Raw genomic sequence first — 22,596 nt, 5'->3', positions numbered from 1 at the left:
TCCTGTATTAGTCAAACTCCAGTTCCACCTGCTCCGAACCAATAAGGCCACGGAGATCGTTTAGCAAACGATCGCTCGGAGAGACACGCCACGTTGCGCCAAAACGCAATCGCGCACGTGCATCCGCCCTCTGATAGTAGAGATGTACTGGAATTGTCCCCGAGCGGTGGGGTTCCAGAGACTGACGGAGTCGGTTTAAAAGCTGGTCATCAATTTGCCTGTCCGTCAGCGAGATAGCAAGCCCGCGAGCATATTTTTCCCGGGCTTCGTCAATATCCATGACTTCACGGGCCATCATTTTAAGCCCGCCGCTGAAGTCATCAAAGCTGACCTGTCCGCTGACGATAAGTATGCGGTCTTTTTCCAGCAATTGCTGGTATTTATCCAGGGCATCGGTAAACAACATAACTTCCAGACGCCCGGAACGGTCATCCAGGGTACAGATGCCGATACGATTGCCGCGCTTGGTGACCATTACCCGCGCAGCAATGACGAGCCCCGCAGCCGTGGTGACTTTACCACGTTCTGTCGGATGCATGTCTTTCAGCCTGTGGCCTCCAACATAGCGCTCAATTTCTTTTAGATACTGATTGATGGGATGTCCCGTCAGGTAAAGCCCTAACGTTTCACGTTCCCCTTCTAATACCACCTGCTCCGGCCATGGAGTACAGTTGGCATAAGACTGTTCAATTTGTTCCGGCTCTTCCGCCAGCACGCCAAACATATCAGCCTGACCAATAGCCTCGGCTTTCGCATGCTGATCGGCGGCTTTGAGCGCATCGTTGAGCGAATTCATCAACGCCGCGCGATGTGGTCCAAGGCGGTCGAACGCCCCGGACATGATTAACTTTTCCAGCACCCGACGGTTGAGTTTTTTGATATCCGTGCGGGCACAGAGATCAAACAGCTCGCGGAAATAACCACCTTCGTTGCGCGCCTCAATAATAGCTTCAATTGGCCCTTCACCCACGCCTTTTATCGCGCCGATGCCGTAGACAATCTCACCATCATCATTCACGTGAAAATGATAAAGCCCGGAGTTGATATCCGGCGGCAGGATTTTGAGCCCCATACGCCAGCACTCATCCACCAGCCCGACCACTTTCTCGGTGTTATCCATATCGGCCGTCATTACTGCCGCCATAAACTCGGCTGGGTAATGCGCCTTCAGCCACAGCGTCTGGTAAGAGACCAACGCATAGGCAGCGGAGTGCGATTTGTTAAATCCGTAACCGGCGAATTTCTCCACCAGGTCAAAGATTTTCATCGCCAGTTCGCCGTCGACGCCGCGCTTTTTCGCCCCTTCCTCAAAGGTGCCGCGCTGCTTAGCCATCTCTTCCGGCTTTTTCTTACCCATCGCACGACGCAGCATGTCCGCGCCGCCAAGGGTATATCCGGACAGCTCCTGGGCAATCTGCATAACCTGTTCCTGATACAGGATAATGCCGTAGGTCGGCTCCAGCACCGGTTTCAGACACTCATGCTGCCATTGTACATCCGGGTAGGAAATCTCTTCGCGACCATGCTTACGGTCGATAAAGTTATCTACCATCCCCGACTGCAGCGGACCAGGACGGAACAGGGCCACCAGTGCGATCATATCTTCGAAGCAGTCAGGCTGCAGACGTTTGATAAGATCTTTCATGCCGCGGGATTCAAGCTGGAAGACCGCCGTGGTCTCCGAGCGTTGCAGCATGTCGAAGCTTTTCTTGTCATCCAGCGGGATCGCGGCGATATCCAGCGGCGGCTCGCCGTTTTTTTCACGGCGCGCGTTGATCATTTCCAACGCCCAGTTGATGATGGTGAGCGTACGCAGACCAAGGAAGTCGAACTTCACAAGGCCGGCATATTCCACGTCATTCTTATCAAACTGAGTAACCGGGTGCAGCCCCTGTTCATCGCAGTACAGCGGCGCAAAATCGGTAATTTTGGTCGGCGCGATAACCACGCCACCGGCGTGCTTACCGGCGTTACGCGTGACGCCTTCCAGCTTACGCGCCATATCAATCAGCGCTTTAACCTCTTCATCTGCCTCATAAATTTCCGGCAGTTGGGGCTCGGCTTCAAAGGCTTTGGCCAACGTCATGCCCGGATCGGGCGGCACCAGTTTCGAAATACGGTCAACGAAGCCGTACGGGTGACCGAGCACACGGCCCACGTCACGGATAACCGCCTTAGCCGCCATGGTACCGAAGGTAATAATCTGCGAAACCGCATCACGACCGTACATTTCTGCCACGTGCTCGATGACCTGGTCGCGTTTCTCCATACAGAAGTCAACGTCGAAGTCGGGCATTGAGACACGTTCCGGGTTCAGGAAACGTTCGAACAGCAGGTCAAATTCCAGCGGATCCAGGTCGGTAATTTTCAGTGCATAGGCGACAAGCGAGCCGGCGCCGGAACCACGTCCCGGGCCTACCGGTACGCCGTTATCTTTCGACCACTGGATAAACTCCATAACGATCAGGAAGTAGCCTGGGAATCCCATCTGGTTGATAACTTTAAGTTCAATCTCCAGACGTTCGTCATAAGGTGGGCGCTTCTGCGCGCGAACTTCTGGGTCAGGGAACAAAAATTCCAGACGTTCTTCCAGACCTTCGCGTGATTTTGCCACGAGGAAATCCTCAGTGGTCATATCACCAGTCGGGAACTGCGGCAGGAAATACTCGCCCAGACGCACCGTCACATTACAACGTTTGGCTATCTCGACGGTGTTTTGCAGCGCTTCCGGAATATCCGAGAACAGCTCACACATCTCGTCTTCACTGCGCATATACTGCTGCGGTGAATAGTTACGCGGGCGTTTCGGGTCATCAAGGGTGAACCCGTCGTGGATTGCCACGCGGATTTCATGCGCGTCAAAATCACCGGTTTCAAGGAAGCGAACATCGTTGGTCGCCACCACCGGAAGACCACGCGTTTCAGCCAGTTCTACTGCGGCATGCAGATAATTCTCTTCATCTTGCCTGCCGGTGCGGATAAGTTCGAGGAAGTAGCAATTGGGAAAATGTTCTTCGTAAAACCCCACGCACTCATCAACCAGTGCGCTATTACCGCGCAGCAGGCTACGCCCGACGTCGCCCATGCGACCGCCGGAAAGCAAAATCAAACCTTCTTTAAGCTCGACCAGCCAGTCCCTGTCGATGACCGGCCCTTCTGCGCCATAACCACGCTGATAGGCTTTCGATATCAACAACGTCAGGTTCTGATAGCCGGTATTGTTTGCGGCCAGCACGGTGAGCTGTGTGAGTTCATCGCCCAACAGCTCGCTGCGGACATGAAAATCTGCGCCAACTATCGGCTTGATACCCGCACCGTGACCCGCTCCGTAAAACTTCACCAGACCACACAGGTTGGTAAAATCGGTGATCGCCAGCGCAGGCATGCCTAACGCGGCCGCCTTTTTCACCAGCGGCCCGGTTTTCGCCAGCCCATCGATCATGGAGTAGTCGCTGTGCACCCGCAGGTGGACGAAACGAGGTTCAGACATCTTCAGATTCCTTCGACACAAGAATCAGGACGTGAGTCCCAGTGCGCGTTTGACGGGGCCAAAACTACGGCGATGGTGCTCGGTTGCACCATGCATTGCCAACTTTTCCAGATGAAAAGCGGTTGGATAGCCTTTGTGCTGTGCAAAGCCATACTGCGGGAACACCGTATCCAGGGCCGCCATTTCAGCGTCACGGGTGACTTTTGCCAGTATCGACGCCGCGCTAATCTCCGCCACGCGGCTGTCGCCTTTGACCACCGCCATCGATGGCACCGGTAATGCCGGGCAACGATTGCCGTCAATTAATACGTATTCCGGCGCAATATGCAGACCCGCAACCGCACGCTGCATGGCCAGCATGGTGGCATGCAAAATATTCAGTTCGTCGATTTCATGCGGTTCTGCACGCCCCAGACTCCAGCTTAACGCTTTTTCTTTAATTTCATCAAACAGCGCCAGGCGACGTTTTTCTGACAGTTTTTTTGAGTCGTTAAGACCGATAATCGGGCGAGCCGGATCCAGAATGACGGCGGCGGTGACAACGGCGCCGACCAAAGGACCACGTCCAACTTCATCCACACCCGCCACTAAATGCGTATGTGGATACACAAACTCAATCATTGCGCTAACTCCAGGACCGCATCCGCCGCCTGCTCATCAGCATTACAACGGATCTGCTGGTGCAGTTCACGGAATGTGTCGTGCATTGCATGGCTGGTTTTACCATTCGCCAGCAACGGCAACAGCGCTTGCGACAGCGCCTGCGGTTCACACTCTTCCTGCAACAGCTCTTTAACCAGTTCTCTTCCCGCCAGCAGGTTAGGTAGCGAAACGTAGTCTGTCTTCACCAGACGCTTCGCCAGCCAGAAGGTGAAAGGTTTCATTCGGTAGCCAACCACCATCGGGCATTTTGCCAGCATACATTCCAGCGCGGCGGTACCTGAAGCCAGCAGTGCAGCATCGCTGGCCACCATTGCTTCACGTCCCATCCCGTTGAGCAGATGAACAGAAAGCTCCGGTGCTACTTCAGCTTTAATTCGCTCAAACTGCTCGCGACGTTTGGCATTCACCAACGGCACCACCACTTCGAGATCCGGATAATGCTGACGTAACAGCTGCGCCGTTTTCAGAAAATCGGCACTGAGCATCTCCACTTCTGCGCCACGGCTTCCAGGCAATAGCGCCAGGCAGTGAGCGTCATGGGGAATGCCCAGAACATCGCGTGCCGCGTTTTTATCCGGATCCAACGGCATGGCATCCGCCATGGTATGGCCGATAAAGCGACACGGGACGTTAAATTTGTCATAAAACGCTTTTTCGAAAGGCAGAAAGGCCAGCACCATATTGGTGGATCTGCCTATTTTGAAAACGCGTTTCTGTCGCCAGGCCCAAACAGAAGGGCTGACGTAATGAATGGTTTTAATGCCCTGCTTTTTCAGGTTCCCTTCAAGGGTAATGTTGAAGTCAGGCGCATCAATACCAACAAAAACATCCGGCTTTAAGTCGGTGAACCGGCGAGTAAGATCGGCGCGAATATGCAGTAAACGGCGCAGGCGTCCGAGCACTTCAACAATGCCCATTACCGCCAGCTCTTCCATTTCGTACCAGGCTTCACAGCCTTCGGCCTGCATCAGCGGACCCGCCACGCCAACAAAACGCGCATTCGGAACGCGAGCCTTGAGCGCACGGATTAACCCTGCACCAAGAATATCGCCGGAGGTTTCTCCGGCGACGAGGGCAATCGTTAAAGGACGCTGCTCAGTCATTAACGAATCAGGCCACGCGTTGAGCGCTCAAAGAAGTCGCTGAAAGCCTGAACTTCGGGATACTGTTTCGCCAGTTCCGCGATTTCTGGTTTCACTTCTTCCAGCGTTTTACCACTACGGTACAACGCTTTGTAGGCGTTACGAATCGCGGTAATCGCTTCGCGGGTGAATCCACGACGCTTCAGACCTTCGATATTGACGCCAAACGGCGTCGCGTGGTTGCCCTGGGCGATAACGTATGGAGGCACGTCCTGGGCTACGCCAGAACAGCCGCCAACCATCACATGCGCGCCAATGATGCAGAACTGATGCACCGCAGTCATGCCGCCGATGATAACAAAATCATCAAGCGAAACATGTCCGGCAAGCGTGGCGTTATTCGCCAGAATACAGCGGTTGCCTACCGTACAATCATGCGCGACGTGCGCATTAATCATCAGTAAGTTATCGCTGCCCACCTTCGTCACTCCACCGCCCTGCACTGTGCCACGATGAATGGTGACGCTTTCGCGGATGCGGTTGCGATCGCCAATTTCCACGCGGGTCGGTTCGCCAGCATATTTCAGATCCTGGTTAACTTCGCCGATGGAGGCAAACTGATAGATCTCGTTATCGCGACCAATTTTTGTATGGCCATTCACGACAACGTGAGACTTCAGTACGGTACCCTCACCAATTTCAACATGGGGTCCAACAATACAAAATGGGCCAATGTGAGCGTTAGCGCCAATGCTGGCGCCGTCTTCCACAATGGCGGTTGGGTGAATAAAGGCGGATTTATCAATCACGTATCAGGCCTCCCGGCTACGGGCACACATCATCGTTGCTTCGCACACAACTTTACCGTCGACCAGCGCAACCCCTTTAAAACGGGTCAGGCCGCGGCGCGTTTTCTCGAAAGTCACTTCCATGATCATCTGATCGCCTGGCACGACAGGACGCTTAAAGCGCGCTTCGTCAATACCCGCGAAATAGTACAGTTCGCCTGGTTCCAGCTTTCCTACGCTTTTAAACGCGAGGATACCGGTGGCCTGCGCCATCGCTTCCAGAATCAGTACGCCTGGGAAAATAGGTTTACCCGGAAAGTGGCCCTGGAAGAAAGGCTCGTTAACGGATACATTTTTCACTGCGCGCAGAAAACGACCTTCTTCAAAATCCAGCACGCGGTCAACCAGCAGAAACGGAAAACGGTGCGGCAGAAGTTCTAAAATCTCTTCAATATGCAGAGTATGAGTGTTAGTAGTCAAAATACTCTTCCTGTCAAAATATACTAAAAGGCAATAATAACACGGCCTGTCGCAATCGTATGAATGGGACAGGCCGAAAAGTCAGACATGCAAAAAAGGTGTTTTAGTCTTGTTGATTAACCTTGCGCTCAATCGCTTTGAGACGCTTGCTCATATCATCAATATTCATCACCAGTGCAGCTGTTTTACGCCATACCTTGTTGGGCTGTAGCGGAATGCCTGAGGAATAGACGCCAGGTTCAGTGATAGGACGCATCACCATACCCATGCCAGTAACCGTGACTTTATCGCATATTTCCATATGCCCATTGATCACGCTGGCGCCACCAATCATGCAGTAACGGCCAATCTTCAGGCTACCCGCCATAATGACGCCACCGGCTACCGCCGTATTGTCGCCAATCACAACGTTATGCGCAATCTGGCACTGGTTATCAATGATAACACCATTGCCGATCACAGTATCGTCCAGAGCACCACGGTCAATAGTGGTACAAGCGCCGATCTCGACGCGATCGCCGATAATCACCCGACCAAGCTGTGGGATCTTCACCCAGTTACCGCGATCGTTCGCGTAACCGAATCCATCAGATCCGACGACAGTACTGGACTGGATCAGGCAATTCTCACCGATCTGAATATCGTGGTAAATCGTCACATTCGCCCACAAGCGAGAACCTGCGCCGATTTTTGTATTTTTTCCGACGAAGCAGCCTGCGCCGATAACGACGTTATCGCCCAGTTCTACGCCAGACTCAATGACCGCATTTGCGCCCACAGAGACATTATTACCCAGCTTCGCCGTCGCATCGATCGCTGCACTCGGTGCAATGTTTTGTGCGGGCTGCGGCGTGGTATCTAAGATTTGCGCCATGCGTGCATAGGTCAGGTAGGGATTCTTCACTACCAGCGCTGCACACTTAGCAAAAGGAAGATCGTCCTGCGTCATCACAACGGCAGAGGCCTGGCATACGCCTAAGTGTTCACGGTACTTAGGATTCACCATGAACGTGATATTGCCAGTTTGCGCAGATTGCATGGACGCTACGCCGGTGATGACGATATCGCCATCACCGTGTAATTCTGCATCCAACTGCTCTGCTAAATCAGCCAGTCGAATTGAAGGCATTACTTATTTAACCTGTTTCAGTACGTCAGCGGTGATGTCTTTTACATCGCTGCTGTTGTATGCAACGGTGTTAGCGTCAACAACCAGATCGATGCTCTGGCTGTTAGCAACAGATTTCACAGCTGTCTGGATACGAGTAACCAGTTTGCCACGTTCTTCGTTGGAACGACGCGCACGATCCTGCTCAAAAGCCTGAGCTTTCTGAGAGAAAGTCTGACGCTGAGCCATAACGTCTTTTTCCAGCTTGGTACGATCGCTACCCGCTTTCATGGATTGCAGACGCTGCATTTTAGATTGCAGATCGGATTCCATACGCTGCAGTTCGCTGGCACGGCCTTTGAACTCGTTTTCCAGCGTAGCAGAAACGCCCGTCTTCTGTGCAACCTGTTGGAACAGGCTACCCATGTTGACGATTGCAATTTTGTCAGCAGCCTGTGCGGACGTTGCCATCGCTAAACCGAGACCTGCAGCTAATAACCACTTTTTCACAATTAACTCCTTACCATCCCATTTGCACCCGAAGGTACAGTTCTTTGCGTGGCCAGGCGATCCCATGCAAGATCGCCTAAAGTCAGCGCTACACTACCACTACATTCCTTTGCGAAGAACAATTACCAGGTTTTACCAATGTTAAACTGGAACTGTTCCGCTTTGTCTCCATCGTACTTCTTGAACGGCTGGGCGTAGGAGAAAACCAACGGCCCCAATGGGGACATCCATTGTAAAGCGATACCCGCGGACATACGGATATTGCTTGGATCGCTGTAGTCCGGATAACCAGAGTACTTAGCTGAATCCCAGTTCGTATCCCAAACGGTACCCATATCCCAGAAGAACGAGGTACGGACCGAGTTGGCATACTTGTCGCTGATAAACGGCGTCGGGGTGATGAATTCCAGGCTGGCGACAGCCATGGCGTTACCGCCCACCGCATCATCCGATTCACACGGTGAAGTATTGCTGGCGTCACACTCGTTATCATAATTGTCATCGTCGTGATAACGATTAGCCGGTAAATAGACAGCCTTCGGACCGATGGTATTGGACTGGAAGCCACGCACGGTGCTGGAACCACCGGCATAGAAGTTCTCGTAGAACGGCATCTCTTTGCCGCCTATTCCATCACCGTAACCCCACTTGGTACGACCCAGAACAACCCACTTGTGATCGTCATCGATCGGTACATAGGTCGCGGTATCCAGCGTCGCTTTGTAGTATTCGTTGTCAGAACCCGGAATGGTCACTTTACCGTTCAGGTTGACACGCGTACCTTCCGTTGGGAAGTAGCCACGGTCCAGCTTGTTATATGTCCAACCATAGTTGAAGGTGAAGTCGTCTGATTTGAAGCTATCAGCGTCAGGATTTTCACCCATGGATTCCAGATAACGTTGCATCGCAACCTGTGGATCCATGTTAGACAAGGAGTTATGTACATAACCGACACCCGCACGCAACGTGTTGTATTCGTTAATCGGGAAGCCAAGCGTTACGTCAGTACCATAACTTTTGTTGGTATAGTCAGACAGGTCTGCGTCATCCGCTTCAAAATCGTTATAAAAGACGCGGCCACCGAGACTCACACCATCAACGGTGAAGTACGGGTTAGTTACAGACAACTCAGTATAGGTCTGGTAGTCGTTTTTGGTGCCGTTAATTCCGACAGAATAACCGGTACCTAACCAGTTATCTTGCTGGACACCGGCCTGGAAGCTCACACCGCTCTCAGTACCGTAACCGACGCCGAAGTTAAAGCTACCGGTGTTACGCTCTTTGACCTTGTAGACCACATCAACCTGATCCGGGCTGCCCGGTATACGCTGAGTATCGGTATCAACGGTTTCAAAGTAACCCAGACGGTTCAGACGCTCTTTACCCTGATCGACCAGATCGCTACCCAACCAGGCACCTTCCATCTGGCGCATTTCGCGACGCAGAACGGAATCTTTAGAGGTGTCGTTACCTTCAAAACGAATCTTACGCACATAGAAACGGTTACCCGCATCTACGTTTACACGTAATTTAACGGTTTTATCGGCATCGTTGATTTCAGGCTGCGATTGTACGCGCGGATAGGCATAACCATAGCGACCCAGAAGCTTCTTGATATCATCTTCCATTTTGGTCACTTTGGTGCCGTTATAGAGTTCGCCTGGCTCGATTTTAGTCAGGGTCTCAATTTCGGCGGAATGCCCGGCCAGGTTACCGCTCACCTGTACCCCAGAAAGCTTGTACTGCTCGCCTTCAGTGATGTTAACGGTGATATAGATACCTTTTTTATCCGGCGTCAGGCTGACCTGGGTAGAATCGATATTGAAGCGAGCATAACCGCGATCCAGATAGTAACTGCGCAGGGTTTCGAGGTCGCCCGCCAGTTTCTGTTTCTGGTATTTACGATCGCCCACTACGTTCCACCACGGCACTTCATCACGCAGTTGGAAATGAGAGATCAGTTCGTCGGTCGAGAAGGCATGGTTGCCGACGATGTTGATCTGTTGGATCTTCGCCGAAACGCCTTCCTGGAAGACCAGCTTGAGGTCAACGCGGTTACGCGGCAACGGCGTTACCACCGCTTTCACACTGGCGCTGTACTTACCGACGCTGTAGTAGAAATCTTCCAGCCCTTTTTCGATATCGGCAAGCGTGGTGCGATCCAGAGACTCGCCAACACGTACGCCAGACGCCTCGAGGTTTTGCTTGAGCATGTCATCTTTCACCGATTTGTTACCGGAGAAAGTGATGCTGGCAATCGTCGGACGTTCTTTTACCTGAACCAGAAGGGTATCACCATCGCGCAGGACGCGGACATCCTCAAAGTTACCGGTGGCGAACAGAGCACGAATGGTATTACTGATGTCTTCATCATTAACCGTGTCGCCTGTGCGCACCGGCATACTGAGGAGAGCCGCACCAACGGCGACTCGCTGTAGGCCTTCGAAATGAATGTCCTTCACTACGAACCCTTCAGCACCGTATACGGTGGCGCTGCTAAACAGCAGCGACGCTATGAGCAACTTTTTCATCGCCATCGTTATTATGCGTTCTTCCTAACACTCTCTTACAACCGAGAGAAATCATTGAAAAGTGCAAGCCCCATTAACAACACCAGCAAGATAGAGCCAATGCGATAACTAAAGTCTTGAACCCGCTCGGATACCGGACCGCCCTTCAGCTTTTCAATCGCCAGGAACAGCAGATGCCCCCCGTCAAGAACGGGCAACGGAAACAGGTTGATTATCCCTAAGTTCACGCTGATAAGCGCAAGGAACATCAGGTAATAAATAACCCCGAACTCCGCTGACATCCCAGCCCCCTGGGCGATAGAAATCGGCCCACTGAGGTTGTTCAGTTTTACATCACCGGTAATCAATTTTCCCAGCATACTGACCGTCAGCTTCATCAACTGCCACGTTTTATCCGAGGCTTCGAGGATGGCGCTGAATGGCCCATACTGGCGTACAGTCTTATACTCATCAGGCAGAGGAATAACTTTAGGCACCACGCCCGCAAAACCTTCTGCCTTTCCGTTAACCTGTTTTGAATCTGGGGTTAACGTTAAAGACAAGGAACTTCCTTGTCTTTCAATATCTAGCGCTAACGGCTTATCCGGATTATCGCGCACCAGCGTCACGAACGTCATCCATTGCGTAAGCGGCTGACCATTGACTTTAACGATCCTGTCGCCAGCTTGCAAACCCGCCTTACTTGCAGCGGAGTTAACCTGCACTTCTGACAGCACCGATTCGATCTGCGGACCGCGCGGACGAATCCCTAAACTGGAGACGGGATCCTCTTTGTCTGGCTCAAATGCCCAATGGCGTAAATCCAGCGTTTTGTTCTGCCGCTGGTCGCTGCCAAACTGCGCCACGCTGAGAGTCGTACGCTCATCGCCGATTTTGGATACCAGTTGCAATCGCACAGCATCCCAATCAGGGGTTTCGATACCATCAACCGCTTTTAGTTCCGTACCCGGCTGAATTTGCGCCTGTGCGGCAATCGAGTTGGGCGTTATTTCACCAACAACCGGACGAACGCCAGGGACACCGATGATAAACACCAGCCAGTAAGCGAAAATAGCAAAAAGGAAGTTTGCAATCGGACCTGCGGCGATGATGGCTGCGCGTTGTCCAACCGTTTTATTGTTGAAAGCGTAATGGCGCAGCTCCGGTGCGACCGGTTCAGCGCGCTCATCCAGCATCTTGACGTAACCGCCGAGGGGAATCAGAGCGATGACGTATTCCGTACCTGATTTATCGGTACGCCGCCAAAGCGCTTTTCCAAAGCCAATGGAAAAGCGTTCGACGCGGACTCCGCAGCGCCGTGCAACCCAGAAATGACCAAATTCATGCACGGTGATAAGCACACCAAGTGCGACAATGAATGCAGCCAGATTCCAGAGAATACTCAGCATAAGACCATCCGTTAGAGCGTCCTGAATACCAGTAACAACAGGCAGGCAAAGACCGGTACCGCAGCCGTCAGGCTATCAATACGATCCAGAATACCGCCGTGTCCTGGAATTAAGTGACCACTGTCCTTAATACCTGCTTCACGCTTAAACATACTCTCTGTCAGGTCACCCAGCACGGAGGCCAGGGCTGCAACGATGGAGCAAATGAGCAAGGTGACAGGCGCAACCTCAAGATTCGCCCACATGCCATAACCCCATGAGATCACGGCCGCAGTGGCGAGTCCGCCAATAAAACCCTGCCAGGTTTTACCGGGAGAAACCTTCGGCGCCAGCTTATGTTTGCCAAACAGCTTACCAAACATATAGGCACCAGAGTCCGCTCCCCAAACGAGGATCATGACATACAGAAGCCATAGCGCGCCACTATAATGATTCTCATCATAGTGCCATGCGCGTAGCGCCAGCATTCCCCAAAAGAATGGGACAATGGTTAACACGCCGAAAATTATGCGTAATGTTTTGGAATTACGCCAGACCGACGCAGAGCCGGGATAAAACAGCACCAGTAACAGCGCCACAATCCACCAGCCCAGCGATGCCCACAGCGATATTTCAACCAGCGGTTGATGAATATTGCGATGATATTCTGGCAGCAAAAATAGCATCAGTGCCAGCAATAGCCCGCACAAAACCGCCAGCCAGACTCGCTGCGTACGCGTGGTAAAACCGCTTAACTGTCCCCATTCCCAGGCGGCCAACATACAGACGACCAACGTAACAATGGCGAACCCCACCGGCGGCAGCAAAAACAGCGCCGCGATGACAACGGGTATTAAAACAAAAGCAGAAATCAGGCGATACTTCAGCAAAAGCGACCCCCATCAGGCTTTTTCATCACCGGGCTCGGTGCCGCCGAAACGACGCTCACGATTAGCAAAGGCATGCAGCGCACCTTCAAAGTCTTGTTCATCGAAATCGGGCCAGAGAACATCCGTAAAGTAAAGTTCGGCATAGGCGATTTGCCACAACAGAAAATTACTAATTCGATGCTCCCCCCCAGTCCTTATCACTAAATCCACAGGAGCCAGTTCATGCATACAAATTTGCTGCCCAAGCATCTCTTCATCGATTTGCTCTGGACGCAGCAGACCATCCTGCACCTGTTGTGCCAGTTGCCTGACTCCCTGGACTATATCCCACCGTCCACCGTAATTCGCTGCAATATTCAGCGTCAACCCGGTATTCTGGGCGGTAATCGCTTCTGATTTGCGAATCCGTTCTTGCAAACGTGAGTTAAATCGACTGATATCCCCGATAATACGCAGGCGTACGTTATGGCGGTGCAGGTTTTTCACTTCGCTATCAAGCGCCCACACAAACAGTTCCATTAACGCGCTCACTTCCTGCGCAGGTCGGTTCCAGTTCTCACTGCTAAAGGCATACAGCGTTAACGCATCAATACCGTTATTGGCAGCAAAAGAGACAGCCCGGCGGACGGATTTTGCTCCGGCCTTATGCCCAAAGGCGCGAATCTTCCCTTGCTTTTTCGCCCAGCGGCCATTGCCATCCATGATAATTGCTACATGGCGACAACCATGTGCTGGCAAATTTTCGCTTAATGGTTTAGTTGCAGACAACATAACGCGTTTTTAGTCCCTGAAAGGATTTACGGTACTCAGGAATACTGAAGCCCATCCACAAAAAAGCCGTGTCAAACCACGGCTTACCCGACCGGAAAAAAGCAAATACCCGCGATCGAGTGGCGCAGACTATATCACTGAAGCCCAACGCTAACAAATAGCGCGATTCTCCGTAGAGGGATTATCATCAGCTTGAGAGTCGCATCACTTCTTTTCTGGCGACGTCCCGTGCGATGGCATCAACCTTCAGCACGTCATCAACGCTCTGCGGCTCCTGCAAATCCATCTTATCCAGCACGGATAAATTCAGGTCAGCAATATCGGTAAATCGGATCTGCTGCGCCAGGAACGCGGCAACGGTAATTTCATTCGCAGCATTCAACGCGGTCGTCGCCGCCTGCCCTTGCTCAAACGCGTCCATCGCCAGTTTCAGGCACGGATAACGCTGGTAATCAGGTGCGGAAAACGTCAACGCACTGAGTTGGCAAAAGTCGACAGGCTTAACGCCGGACGTCACTCGTTCTGGCCATGCCATGGTATGGGCAATTGGTGTACGCATATCAGGTTCCCCCAACTGCGCCAGAACGCTACCATCCTGATAACGAACCATCGAATGAATAACCGACTGCGGGTGAATCAGCACTTCCATCTGGCTTGCGCTGGCATTAAATAGCCAACGCGCTTCAATGTATTCCAGACCTTTATTCATCATAGTGGCGGAATCGACAGAGATTTTTCGTCCCATCGACCAATTCGGATGACGACATGCCTGATCGGGGGTCATAGAAACCAGATCGGACAATGGCGTTTCACGGAAAGGGCCACCAGACCCGGTAAGCAGAACTGACATAACGCCGTTTTGCTCAAGGTCAGCGTATCCCAGATTGTGTTGGATAGGTTGCGGTAAACTCTGAAAAATCGCGTTATGTTCGCTATCTACCGGCAAAAGCTGCGCTTTGTGGCGTTTCACGTCGTCCATAAACAAACGCCCACAGGTCACCAGAGACTCTTTATTCGCCAGTAAAATGCTTTTACTCGCACGAATTGCCGCCAGCGTCGGCAGCAGGCCCGCCGCGCCAACAATCGCCGCCATCACCTGATCAACATCATCCAGCGCAGCCATATCACAGGCAGCCTGCTGACCGCTCATGACCTCAGTGCGACTGCCCTGCTCCAGCAGAGCTGCTTTTACCAACGCAGCGCTTTTTTCATCGTCCATTACCGCATAGCGAGGAGAAAACTCCAGGCACTGCTCTACCATGCGGGCGACATTTTTACCCGCCACCAACGCAGCAACACGAAATTTTTCCGGGTTATGGCGTACTACATCCAGCGTACTGCAACCAATGGAACCGGTTGATCCCAGGATGGTTAATTGCTTCATGAGACATCCAGAAGAATTTTACCCTTTAAGGTATATAGACAGAAAAAAGCAAAACGCCGCCATCCAGCCTTCTCAGGCCTTCTAAGCGGCGTTTTTAGCGTACAGGCGAATCAGAACTGCATCAGTTCCGTTTCTTTCTCTGCCAGCGCCGCATCAACTTTCTTGATAGCTGCGTCAGTCAGTTTCTGCACGTCGTCCTGAGAACGGCGATCGTCATCTTCGCTGATCTCTTTTTCTTTCAACAGCGCTTTCACTTTGTCGTTGGCATCGCGACGAACGTTACGTACGGCAACGCGCGCGCCTTCTGCTTCGCCACGCACGATCTTGGTCAGATCTTTACGACGTTCTTCAGTCAGCGGCGGCAGCGGAACGCGGATGTCGGAACCGGCAGAGCTTGGATTCAGACCGAGGTCGGAAGCCATAATTGCTTTCTCAACGGCTGGACCCATAGAACGGTCGAACACGTTGATTTTCAGGGTACGGGAATCTTCAACCGTTACGCTTGCCAGCTGGCGCAGCGGGGTCGGCGTGCCGTAATATTCCACGACAATACCATCCAGCAGGCTAGGAGAAGCACGGCCCGTGCGAATTTTGCTGATTTGGTTTTTGAACGCTTCGACGCATTTTTCCATGCGTACTTCAGCATCTTTTCTGATATCGTTGATCACGTTACGAATCCTTGAAAGCTTGTTTCAGTCAGACCATACCCACCACGAAAGATGTGACAAGTATAGTCTTGATTAATTTTGAGGGACGTATCCCGCGACATTAAAGCGGAATATTACCTGCATTTAGCCGCAACGGGAATTATTCCGTGATTAACGTGCCTTCTTTTTCACCCATAACAACGCGGCGCAGTGCACCCGGTTTGTTCATGTTAAAGACACGAATCGGTAATTTGTGGTCACGAGCCAGCGTGAACGCCGCCAGATCCATCACTTTCAGCTCTTTATCCAGTACTTCAGCATAGGTCAACTGTTCGTACATGGTCGCGGTTGGATCTTTAGCCGGGTCAGCAGTAAATACGCCATCGACTTTGGTGGCTTTCAGTACCACATCCGCTTCAATTTCAATACCGCGCAGGCAGGCCGCAGAGTCGGTAGTAAAGAACGGATTGCCAGTACCCGCAGACAAAATAACAACGCGGTTGTTACGCAGCAGGCTGATCGCTTCCGCCCAGCTGTAGTTATCACACACGCCGTTCAGAGGAATTGCGGACATCAAGCGAGCGTTCACATAGGCGCGGTGAAGCGCATCGCGCATCGCCAGACCGTTCATGACGGTGGCTAACATGCCCATGTGGTCGCCCACAACACGGTTCATCCCTGCTTTCGCCAGACCAGCGCCACGGAACAAGTTACCACCACCAATCACTACGCCAACCTGGATACCCAGCTCAACCAGCTCTTTGATTTCCTGAGCCATACGGTCAAGGATGCTTGCATCAATACCGAAGCCTTCTGAACCTTGCAGGGCTTCGCCACTTAACTTAAGCAGAATACGTTTGTAGACGGGTTTTGCATTGGTAGCCATGTTTCTTTCCTGAGACTGTCAACGAATGAGATGAGTTAATTCCGGCGACATTGTATGTCGCTTTTCAGCATGACCACTATAGCGGTTCGCTGAATTTACAAGCCAGACACAAAAAGAAGCCGCCCTCAGGCGGCTCCTTTAAAAATTAAGACTGCTTGGACATCGCAGCAACTTCTGCTGCAAAGTCAGTCTCAACTTTCTCGATACCTTCACCCACTTCAAAGCGGATGAAGCCTGTTACGTCAGCGTTGTGCTCTTTCAGCAGCTGACCAACAGATTTGCTCGGATCCATAACGAAAGGCTGGCCAGTCAGAGAAACTTCGCCGGTGAATTTCTTCATGCGGCCTTCAACCATTTTCTCTGCGATTTCTTTCGGCTTACCAGACTGCATCGCGATGTCCAGCTGAACCTGGTATTCTTTCTCTACTACTTCAGCAGAAACGTCTTCCGGCTTAACGAATTCTGGTTTGCTTGCAGCAACGTGCATTGCCAGCTGTTTAACCAGCTCTTCGTCAGCGCCAGTTGCAGCAACCAGAACACCGATACGAGCACCGTGCTGGTAGTTACCCAGAACTTCGCCTTCCAGGGAAGCAACGCGACGGATGTTGATGTTCTCACCGATTTTAGCAACCAGAGCAACACGTTCTTCTTCGAACTGTGCTTTCAGAACTTCAACGTCAGTGATTTTGCCAGCAACGGCAGCGTCCAGTACTTTGTCAGCAAATGCCTGGAAACCAGCATCTTTAGCAACGAAGTCAGTCTGGCAGTTAACTTCCAGAATGAAAGCGATGTTGCCGTCGATTTTGGTTTTGATTACGCCGTCAGCAGCAACGTTGCCTGCTTTTTTCGCCGCTTTGATTGCGCCAGACTTACGCATGTTTTCGATTGCCAGCTCGATGTCGCCATTAGCTTCAGTCAGTGCTTTTTTGCAATCCATCATGCCTGCGCCAGTACGCTCACGCAGCTCTTTTACCAGGGATGCGGTAATTTCAGCCATTCTAAAATCCTCGGAAGATTTGATCTGCCCGGCATGAAACCGCACAGATTTAAAAGTGAAAAAGGGGCCTAAAGGGCCCCTAACCAAACATGATACTACCTGGTTTATAAGGGCTCTTCCCCTTCATATTCCGAGCCGCAGGTGCGTTGCCTTCGCTCGCTCATCCCAGTCACTTACTTATGTAAGCTCCCGGGAATTCTCGAGCTTGCCGCCTTCCTGCAACTCGAACTATCTCAGGGAAGTTATCAAGCCTTATTATTCAGCTTCTACGAAGCTTTCTTCCGCCTGGGAAGCCAGATCCTGAGAACGGCCTTCACGAACGGTAGTAGCTACAGCGCCCAGGTACAGGGTCACAGCACGGATTGCGTCGTCGTTACCCGGGATAACGAAATCAACACCGTCCGGATCAGAGTTGGTATCAACGATAGCAAATACTGGGATACCCAGGTTGTTTGCTTCTTTAATAGCAATGTGCTCGTGGTCAGCATCGATTACGAACAGAGCGTCCGGCAGACCGCCCATGTCTTTGATACCGCCCAGGCTGTTTTCCAGTTTCTCAAGCTCACGAGTACGCATCAGCGCTTCTTTCTTGGTCAGCTTTTCGAAAGTACCGTCCTGAGACTGAGTTTCCAGATCTTTCAGACGTTTGATGGACTGACGAACGGTTTTCCAGTTAGTCAGCATGCCGCCCAACCAGCGATGGTTCACGAAGAACTGGTCGCAGTTGTTAGCAGCTTCTTTCACCGCTTCGCTTGCAGCGCGTTTAGTACCAACGAAAAGGATTTTACCTTTACGAGCAGAGATCTTGTTCAGTTCAGCCAGAGCTTCGTTGAACATCGGTACAGTTTTCTCAAGGTTGATGATGTGAACTTTGTTACGCGCACCGAAGATGAACGGCTTCATTTTCGGGTTCCAGTAACGGGTCTGGTGACCAAAGTGAACACCAGCCTTGAGCATGTCGCGCATGGAAACAGTTGCCATGATTAAAACCTCTATATATAAAAGTTGGGGTTAAGCCTCCACGCATCCCATATTACCGACCCCAAAGGGCACCCCGGAATATGTGCCGATACGTGTGTGTTGTTACACAAAGTGAGATTTGTCGCTCCCGTCCATCGTGTGTAGTCTTCGAATGGATCGGAAGTCCGGCGCGCTTTATACCACAAATACGCCACCGACACCAATAATTGTTGGCGGTCCGTGCTGGATTGAACAATGAATTTCGTGTTACAGGCAGGCGGCAAATTTTTGAATCCCCGGGAGCTTACGACCAGTAAGTGACCGGGGTGAAAAAATGTAGCCAACGCATCTGTGGCACGAAAGGCGAAGTTCAGAATGATTCTCAATTTGGCAGGGTACACCCCAGACTGATACCATTGACCGCACTTACACAATTATTGTCGAAATAATCGACACTGATGGACAGAATTCATGGCTATCTCAATCAAGACCCCTGAAGAAATCGAAAAAATGCGCGTCGCTGGCCGCCTGGCCGCCGATGTTCTGGAAATGATCGAACCGTTTGTTAAACCGGGCGTCAGCACCGGCGAACTGGATCGCATCTGTAATGACTACATCGTGAACGAGCAACAGGCCATTTCCGCCTGCCTTGGCTATCACGGTTATCCGAAATCCGTGTGCATCTCTATTAATGAGGTGGTGTGCCACGGGATCCCGGACGACGCCAAGCTCCTGAAAGACGGCGATATCGTCAACATCGACGTCACCGTGATTAAAGATGAGTACCACGGTGACACCTCGAAAATGTTCATCGTCGGCAAACCAACTATTCTGGGCGAGCGTCTGTGCCGCGTCACGCAGGAAAGCCTGTATCTGGCGCTGCGGATGGTAAAACCGGGTATTCGCCTGCGTACGCTGGGCGCTGCGATTCAGAAATACGCGGAAGGCGAAGGCTTCTCTGTGGTCCGTGAATACTGCGGTCACGGCATTGGTCGCGGCTTCCACGAGGAGCCTCAGGTTCTGCACTACGATGCGGACGACGGCGGCGTGGTACTGCAGCCGGGCATGACCTTCACCGTAGAACCCATGCTGAATGCTGGTGATTACCGCATCCGCACCATGAAAGACGGCTGGACGGTGAAAACCAAAGACCGGAGCTTGTCTGCTCAGTACGAGCATACTATTGTGGTGACGGAAAATGGCTGTGAAATTCTGACGCTGCGCAAGGATGACACCATCCCGGCGATTATTACGCACGACGAATAACTTATTGCCTGATGGCGCTGTCGCTTATCAGGCCTACAAATGGCACTCTCCCGTAGGCCGGATAAGCGTAAGCGTCATCCGGCTTTTTAATGGGTGGTAACAATGAATACTCTTCCTGAACAGCACGCAAATACGGCCCTCCCCACCCTGCCAGGCCAACCGCAAAATCCCGGCACCTGGCCACAGCACGATCTCAACTGCCCCGGAATTAAAACGCATATCGACACGTTCCAGCTCTGGTTAGGTGACGCGTTTGACAGTGGAATTTCCGCAGAGCAGCTGATAGAAGCCCGCACCGAATTTATTGATCAGTTGCTTCAGCGCCTGTGGATTGAAGCCGGTTTCGGCCAAATTGCCGACCTGGCGCTGGTTGCCGTTGGCGGTTACGGGCGCGGCGAACTACATCCGCTTTCCGACATCGACCTGCTGATCCTCAGTCGTAAAAAGCTACCTGACGCGCAGGCCGAAAAAGTCGGCGAACTGTTGACGCTGCTCTGGGACGTAAGGCTGGAAGTGGGGCACAGCGTGCGTACGCTGGAAGAGTGTCTGCTGGAAGGATTGTCAGATTTAACCGTCGCCACCAACCTGATAGAAACACGCCTGCTGATTGGCGACGTGGCGCTGTTTCTTGAGCTACAAAAACATATTTTTAGCGAAGGTTTCTGGCCTTCCGATAAGTTTTACGCCGCCAAAGTGGAAGAACAAAATCAGCGCCACCAGCGCTATCACGGCACCAGCTACAACCTGGAGCCGGATATCAAAAGCAGTCCCGGCGGCCTGCGCGATATCCATACCCTGCAGTGGGTGGCCCGCCGCCATTTTGGCGCCACCTCGCTGGATGAAATGGTCGGTTTCGGCTTTTTGACGCTGGCAGAACGTGCCGAGCTCAATGAATGTTTGCATATCCTGTGGCGCATACGTTTTGCCCTGCATCTGGTCGTTAGTCGTTACGACAATCGTCTGCTGTTTGACCGTCAGCTCAGCGTGGCGCAACGCCTGAACTACGGCGGCGAAGGCAACGAGCCTATCGAGCGGATGATGAAAGACTATTTCCGCGTTACCCGACGGGTCAGCGAGCTGAACCACATGCTGTTGCAGCTATTCGACGAGGCGATCCTCGCCATGCCCGCCGACGAAAAGCCGCGTCCGATTGATGACGACTTTCAACTGCGCGGCACATTGATCGATCTGCGCAACGACGACCTGTTTATCCGCAAACCCGAAGCGATACTGCGGATGTTTTACATCATGGTGCGCAACAGCGCGATCAGCGGGATTTACTCCACCACGCTGCGCCATCTGCGCCATGCCCGCCGTCATTTAACCCAGCCGCTATGCTACATCCCGGAAGCGCGTTCGCTGTTTCTCAGTATGTTGCGCCATCCAGGCGCGGTGAGTCGCGGCCTGCTGCCAATGCATCGCCACAGCGTGTTGTGGGCCTATATGCCGCAATGGTCGCATATTGTCGGCCAAATGCAGTTTGACCTGTTTCATGCCTATACGGTGGATGAGCACACCATCCGCGTAATGCTCAAGCTGGAAAGTTTTGCCAATGAAGAAACCCGTCAGCGCCATCCGCTGTGTGTGGATCTGTGGCCGCGTCTGCGACAGCCGGAGCTGATTCTGATTGCCGCGCTGTTCCACGATATCGCCAAAGGTCGCGGCGGCGATCATTCGGTTCTCGGCGCTCAGGACGTGCTCAAATTCGCCGAACTGCACGGTCTGAACTCCCGCGAAACGCAGCTGATCGCATGGCTGGTGCGCCAGCATTTACTGATGTCGGTTACCGCTCAGCGTCGCGATATTCAGGATCCCGAAGTGATCAAGCAATTCGCCGAAGAAGTGCAAACGGAACATCGTCTGCGCTTTCTGGTGTGCCTGACCGTCGCGGATATTTGCGCCACCAACGAAACGCTGTGGAATAGCTGGAAGCAAAGCCTGCTGCGTGAGCTGTATTTCGCCACGGAAAAACAGTTACGTCGTGGGATGCAAAACACGCCAGATATGCGTGAGCGCGTGCGCCATCATCAGCTTCAGGCGCTGGCGCTACTGCGCATGGACAACATCGATGAAGAAGCGCTGCACCACATCTGGTCACGCTGTCGCGCCAACTACTTCGTGCGTCACAGCCCAAATCAGCTGGCCTGGCATGCGCGTCATCTGCTGCAACACGATCTCAGCAAGCCGCTGATCCTGCTAAGCCCGCAGGCCACCCGCGGCGGGACGGAGATTTTCATCTGGAGCCCTGACCGCCCTTACCTGTTTGCCGCCGTTTGCGCCGAACTGGACCGGCGTAATCTTAGCGTCCACGACGCGCAGATCTTCACCACACGCGATGGGATGGCGATGGATACGTTCATCGTACTGGAACCGGACGGCAGTCCGCTGTCGTCAGACCGACACGAAGCGATCCGTTTTGGACTGGAACAGGCGATCACCCAGCGCAGTTGGCAGCCACCGCAACCGCGTCGCCAGCCGGCAAAACTACGCCACTTTACCGTCGATACTGAGGTCACCTTTTTGCCGACCCATACCGACCGAAAATCATTCCTGGAGCTTATAGCTCTCGACCAGCCCGGCCTGCTGGCGCGGGTCGGGCAGATTTTTGCCGATCTGGGAATTTCGCTGCATGGCGCCCGAATTACAACTATTGGCGAGCGAGTAGAAGATTTATTCATAATCGCCACCGCCGACCGGCGCGCTCTTAATAATGAGCTGCAGCAGGAAGTGCATCAACGGTTGACAGAGGCCCTCAATCCAAACGATAAAGGGTAAT

Annotated in this window: 18 protein-coding genes; 2 read left to right on the top strand and 16 right to left on the bottom strand. The window is 52.5% G+C overall.

What is annotated here, in order from left to right; all coding sequences use genetic code 11:
• Window positions 1-7: 7 nt before the first annotated feature.
• The 16 genes from dnaE to rpsB all read right to left on the bottom strand — a co-directional run bounded on the left by dnaE (window position 8) and on the right by rpsB (window position 18,575).
• Window positions 8-3,490: a DNA polymerase III subunit alpha gene (dnaE, locus tag OGV77_RS11065; protein ID WP_043018494.1), complete on the bottom strand. Its 3,483-nt coding sequence runs from the start codon at window positions 3,488-3,490 to the stop codon at window positions 8-10.
• Between the two features lie 24 nt (window positions 3,491-3,514).
• A complete protein-coding gene (gene rnhB, locus OGV77_RS11060; RefSeq protein ID WP_047406069.1) occupies window positions 3,515-4,111 on the bottom strand; it encodes a ribonuclease HII in 597 nt (198 codons plus the stop codon).
• A complete protein-coding gene (lpxB, locus tag OGV77_RS11055; protein ID WP_003829168.1) occupies window positions 4,108-5,256 on the bottom strand; it encodes a lipid-A-disaccharide synthase in 1,149 nt (382 codons plus the stop codon). The genes rnhB and lpxB overlap by 4 nt, the downstream gene beginning before the upstream one ends.
• A complete protein-coding gene (gene lpxA / locus OGV77_RS11050; protein ID WP_047406073.1) occupies window positions 5,256-6,044 on the bottom strand; it encodes an acyl-ACP--UDP-N-acetylglucosamine O-acyltransferase in 789 nt (262 codons plus the stop codon). The genes lpxB and lpxA overlap by 1 nt, the downstream gene beginning before the upstream one ends.
• Window positions 6,045-6,047: 3 nt before the next feature.
• Complete coding sequence (fabZ, locus tag OGV77_RS11045) at window positions 6,048-6,503, bottom strand: 3-hydroxyacyl-ACP dehydratase FabZ (protein WP_003018528.1); 456 nt, start codon at window positions 6,501-6,503, stop codon at window positions 6,048-6,050.
• Window positions 6,504-6,606: 103 nt separating this feature from the next.
• On the bottom strand, window positions 6,607-7,632 hold the full coding sequence (gene lpxD, locus OGV77_RS11040; protein ID WP_043018491.1) for a UDP-3-O-(3-hydroxymyristoyl)glucosamine N-acyltransferase: 1,026 nt from the start codon (window positions 7,630-7,632) through the stop codon (window positions 6,607-6,609).
• Window positions 7,633-7,635: 3 nt separating this feature from the next.
• Window positions 7,636-8,121: a molecular chaperone Skp gene (skp, locus tag OGV77_RS11035; RefSeq protein WP_016151765.1), complete on the bottom strand. Its 486-nt coding sequence runs from the start codon at window positions 8,119-8,121 to the stop codon at window positions 7,636-7,638.
• Between the two features lie 122 nt (window positions 8,122-8,243).
• A complete protein-coding gene (gene bamA, locus OGV77_RS11030; RefSeq protein ID WP_043018490.1) occupies window positions 8,244-10,658 on the bottom strand; it encodes an outer membrane protein assembly factor BamA in 2,415 nt (804 codons plus the stop codon).
• A gap of 29 nt (window positions 10,659-10,687) precedes the next feature.
• Window positions 10,688-12,040 carry a sigma E protease regulator RseP gene (rseP, locus tag OGV77_RS11025; protein WP_043018489.1) on the bottom strand — a complete coding sequence of 451 codons (1,353 nt, stop codon included), beginning with the start codon at window positions 12,038-12,040 and terminating at the stop codon, window positions 10,688-10,690.
• 11 nt (window positions 12,041-12,051) lie between these two features.
• Entirely contained in the window at window positions 12,052-12,909 is an 858-nt protein-coding gene (cdsA, locus tag OGV77_RS11020) for a phosphatidate cytidylyltransferase (protein ID WP_087051036.1), read from the bottom strand.
• Between the two features lie 12 nt (window positions 12,910-12,921).
• A complete protein-coding gene (gene ispU / locus OGV77_RS11015) occupies window positions 12,922-13,680 on the bottom strand; it encodes a (2E,6E)-farnesyl-diphosphate-specific ditrans,polycis-undecaprenyl-diphosphate synthase (RefSeq protein ID WP_003018543.1) in 759 nt (252 codons plus the stop codon).
• 187 nt (window positions 13,681-13,867) lie between these two features.
• Window positions 13,868-15,064, bottom strand: coding sequence for a 1-deoxy-D-xylulose-5-phosphate reductoisomerase (gene ispC / locus OGV77_RS11010; protein ID WP_087051035.1), 1,197 nt, complete (start codon window positions 15,062-15,064; stop codon window positions 13,868-13,870).
• A 110-nt stretch (window positions 15,065-15,174) separates the two neighbouring features.
• Window positions 15,175-15,732 carry a ribosome recycling factor gene (frr, locus tag OGV77_RS11005; RefSeq protein WP_043018486.1) on the bottom strand — a complete coding sequence of 186 codons (558 nt, stop codon included), beginning with the start codon at window positions 15,730-15,732 and terminating at the stop codon, window positions 15,175-15,177.
• A 139-nt stretch (window positions 15,733-15,871) separates the two neighbouring features.
• On the bottom strand, window positions 15,872-16,597 hold the full coding sequence (pyrH, locus tag OGV77_RS11000) for a UMP kinase (protein WP_005132114.1): 726 nt from the start codon (window positions 16,595-16,597) through the stop codon (window positions 15,872-15,874).
• Window positions 16,598-16,742: 145 nt separating this feature from the next.
• Complete coding sequence (gene tsf, locus OGV77_RS10995) at window positions 16,743-17,594, bottom strand: translation elongation factor Ts (protein WP_016151759.1); 852 nt, start codon at window positions 17,592-17,594, stop codon at window positions 16,743-16,745.
• Between the two features lie 255 nt (window positions 17,595-17,849).
• Window positions 17,850-18,575: a 30S ribosomal protein S2 gene (gene rpsB / locus OGV77_RS10990; RefSeq protein ID WP_016151758.1), complete on the bottom strand. Its 726-nt coding sequence runs from the start codon at window positions 18,573-18,575 to the stop codon at window positions 17,850-17,852.
• A gap of 450 nt (window positions 18,576-19,025) precedes the next feature.
• Here rpsB and map point away from each other — a divergent pair, with 450 nt between their 5' ends.
• Both map and glnD read left to right on the top strand, forming a co-directional pair.
• Window positions 19,026-19,820 carry a type I methionyl aminopeptidase gene (gene map, locus OGV77_RS10985; RefSeq protein WP_043018485.1) on the top strand — a complete coding sequence of 265 codons (795 nt, stop codon included), beginning with the start codon at window positions 19,026-19,028 and terminating at the stop codon, window positions 19,818-19,820.
• 102 nt (window positions 19,821-19,922) lie between these two features.
• Window positions 19,923-22,595 (top strand): bifunctional uridylyltransferase/uridylyl-removing protein GlnD, encoded by a 2,673-nt coding sequence (gene glnD / locus OGV77_RS10980; RefSeq protein WP_087051034.1) that lies wholly within the window; start codon window positions 19,923-19,925, stop codon window positions 22,593-22,595.
• Window position 22,596 lies beyond the last annotated feature (1 nt).

Origin of the sequence: Citrobacter sp. Ce129 (assembly GCF_030334545.1) — a bacterium.
In the GTDB taxonomy this organism is placed as follows: Bacteria; Pseudomonadota; Gammaproteobacteria; order Enterobacterales; family Enterobacteriaceae; genus Citrobacter; species Citrobacter europaeus.
The sequence above is the reverse complement of the archived record's forward strand: the minus strand, read 5'-3'. Positions and strand labels throughout refer to the sequence as shown.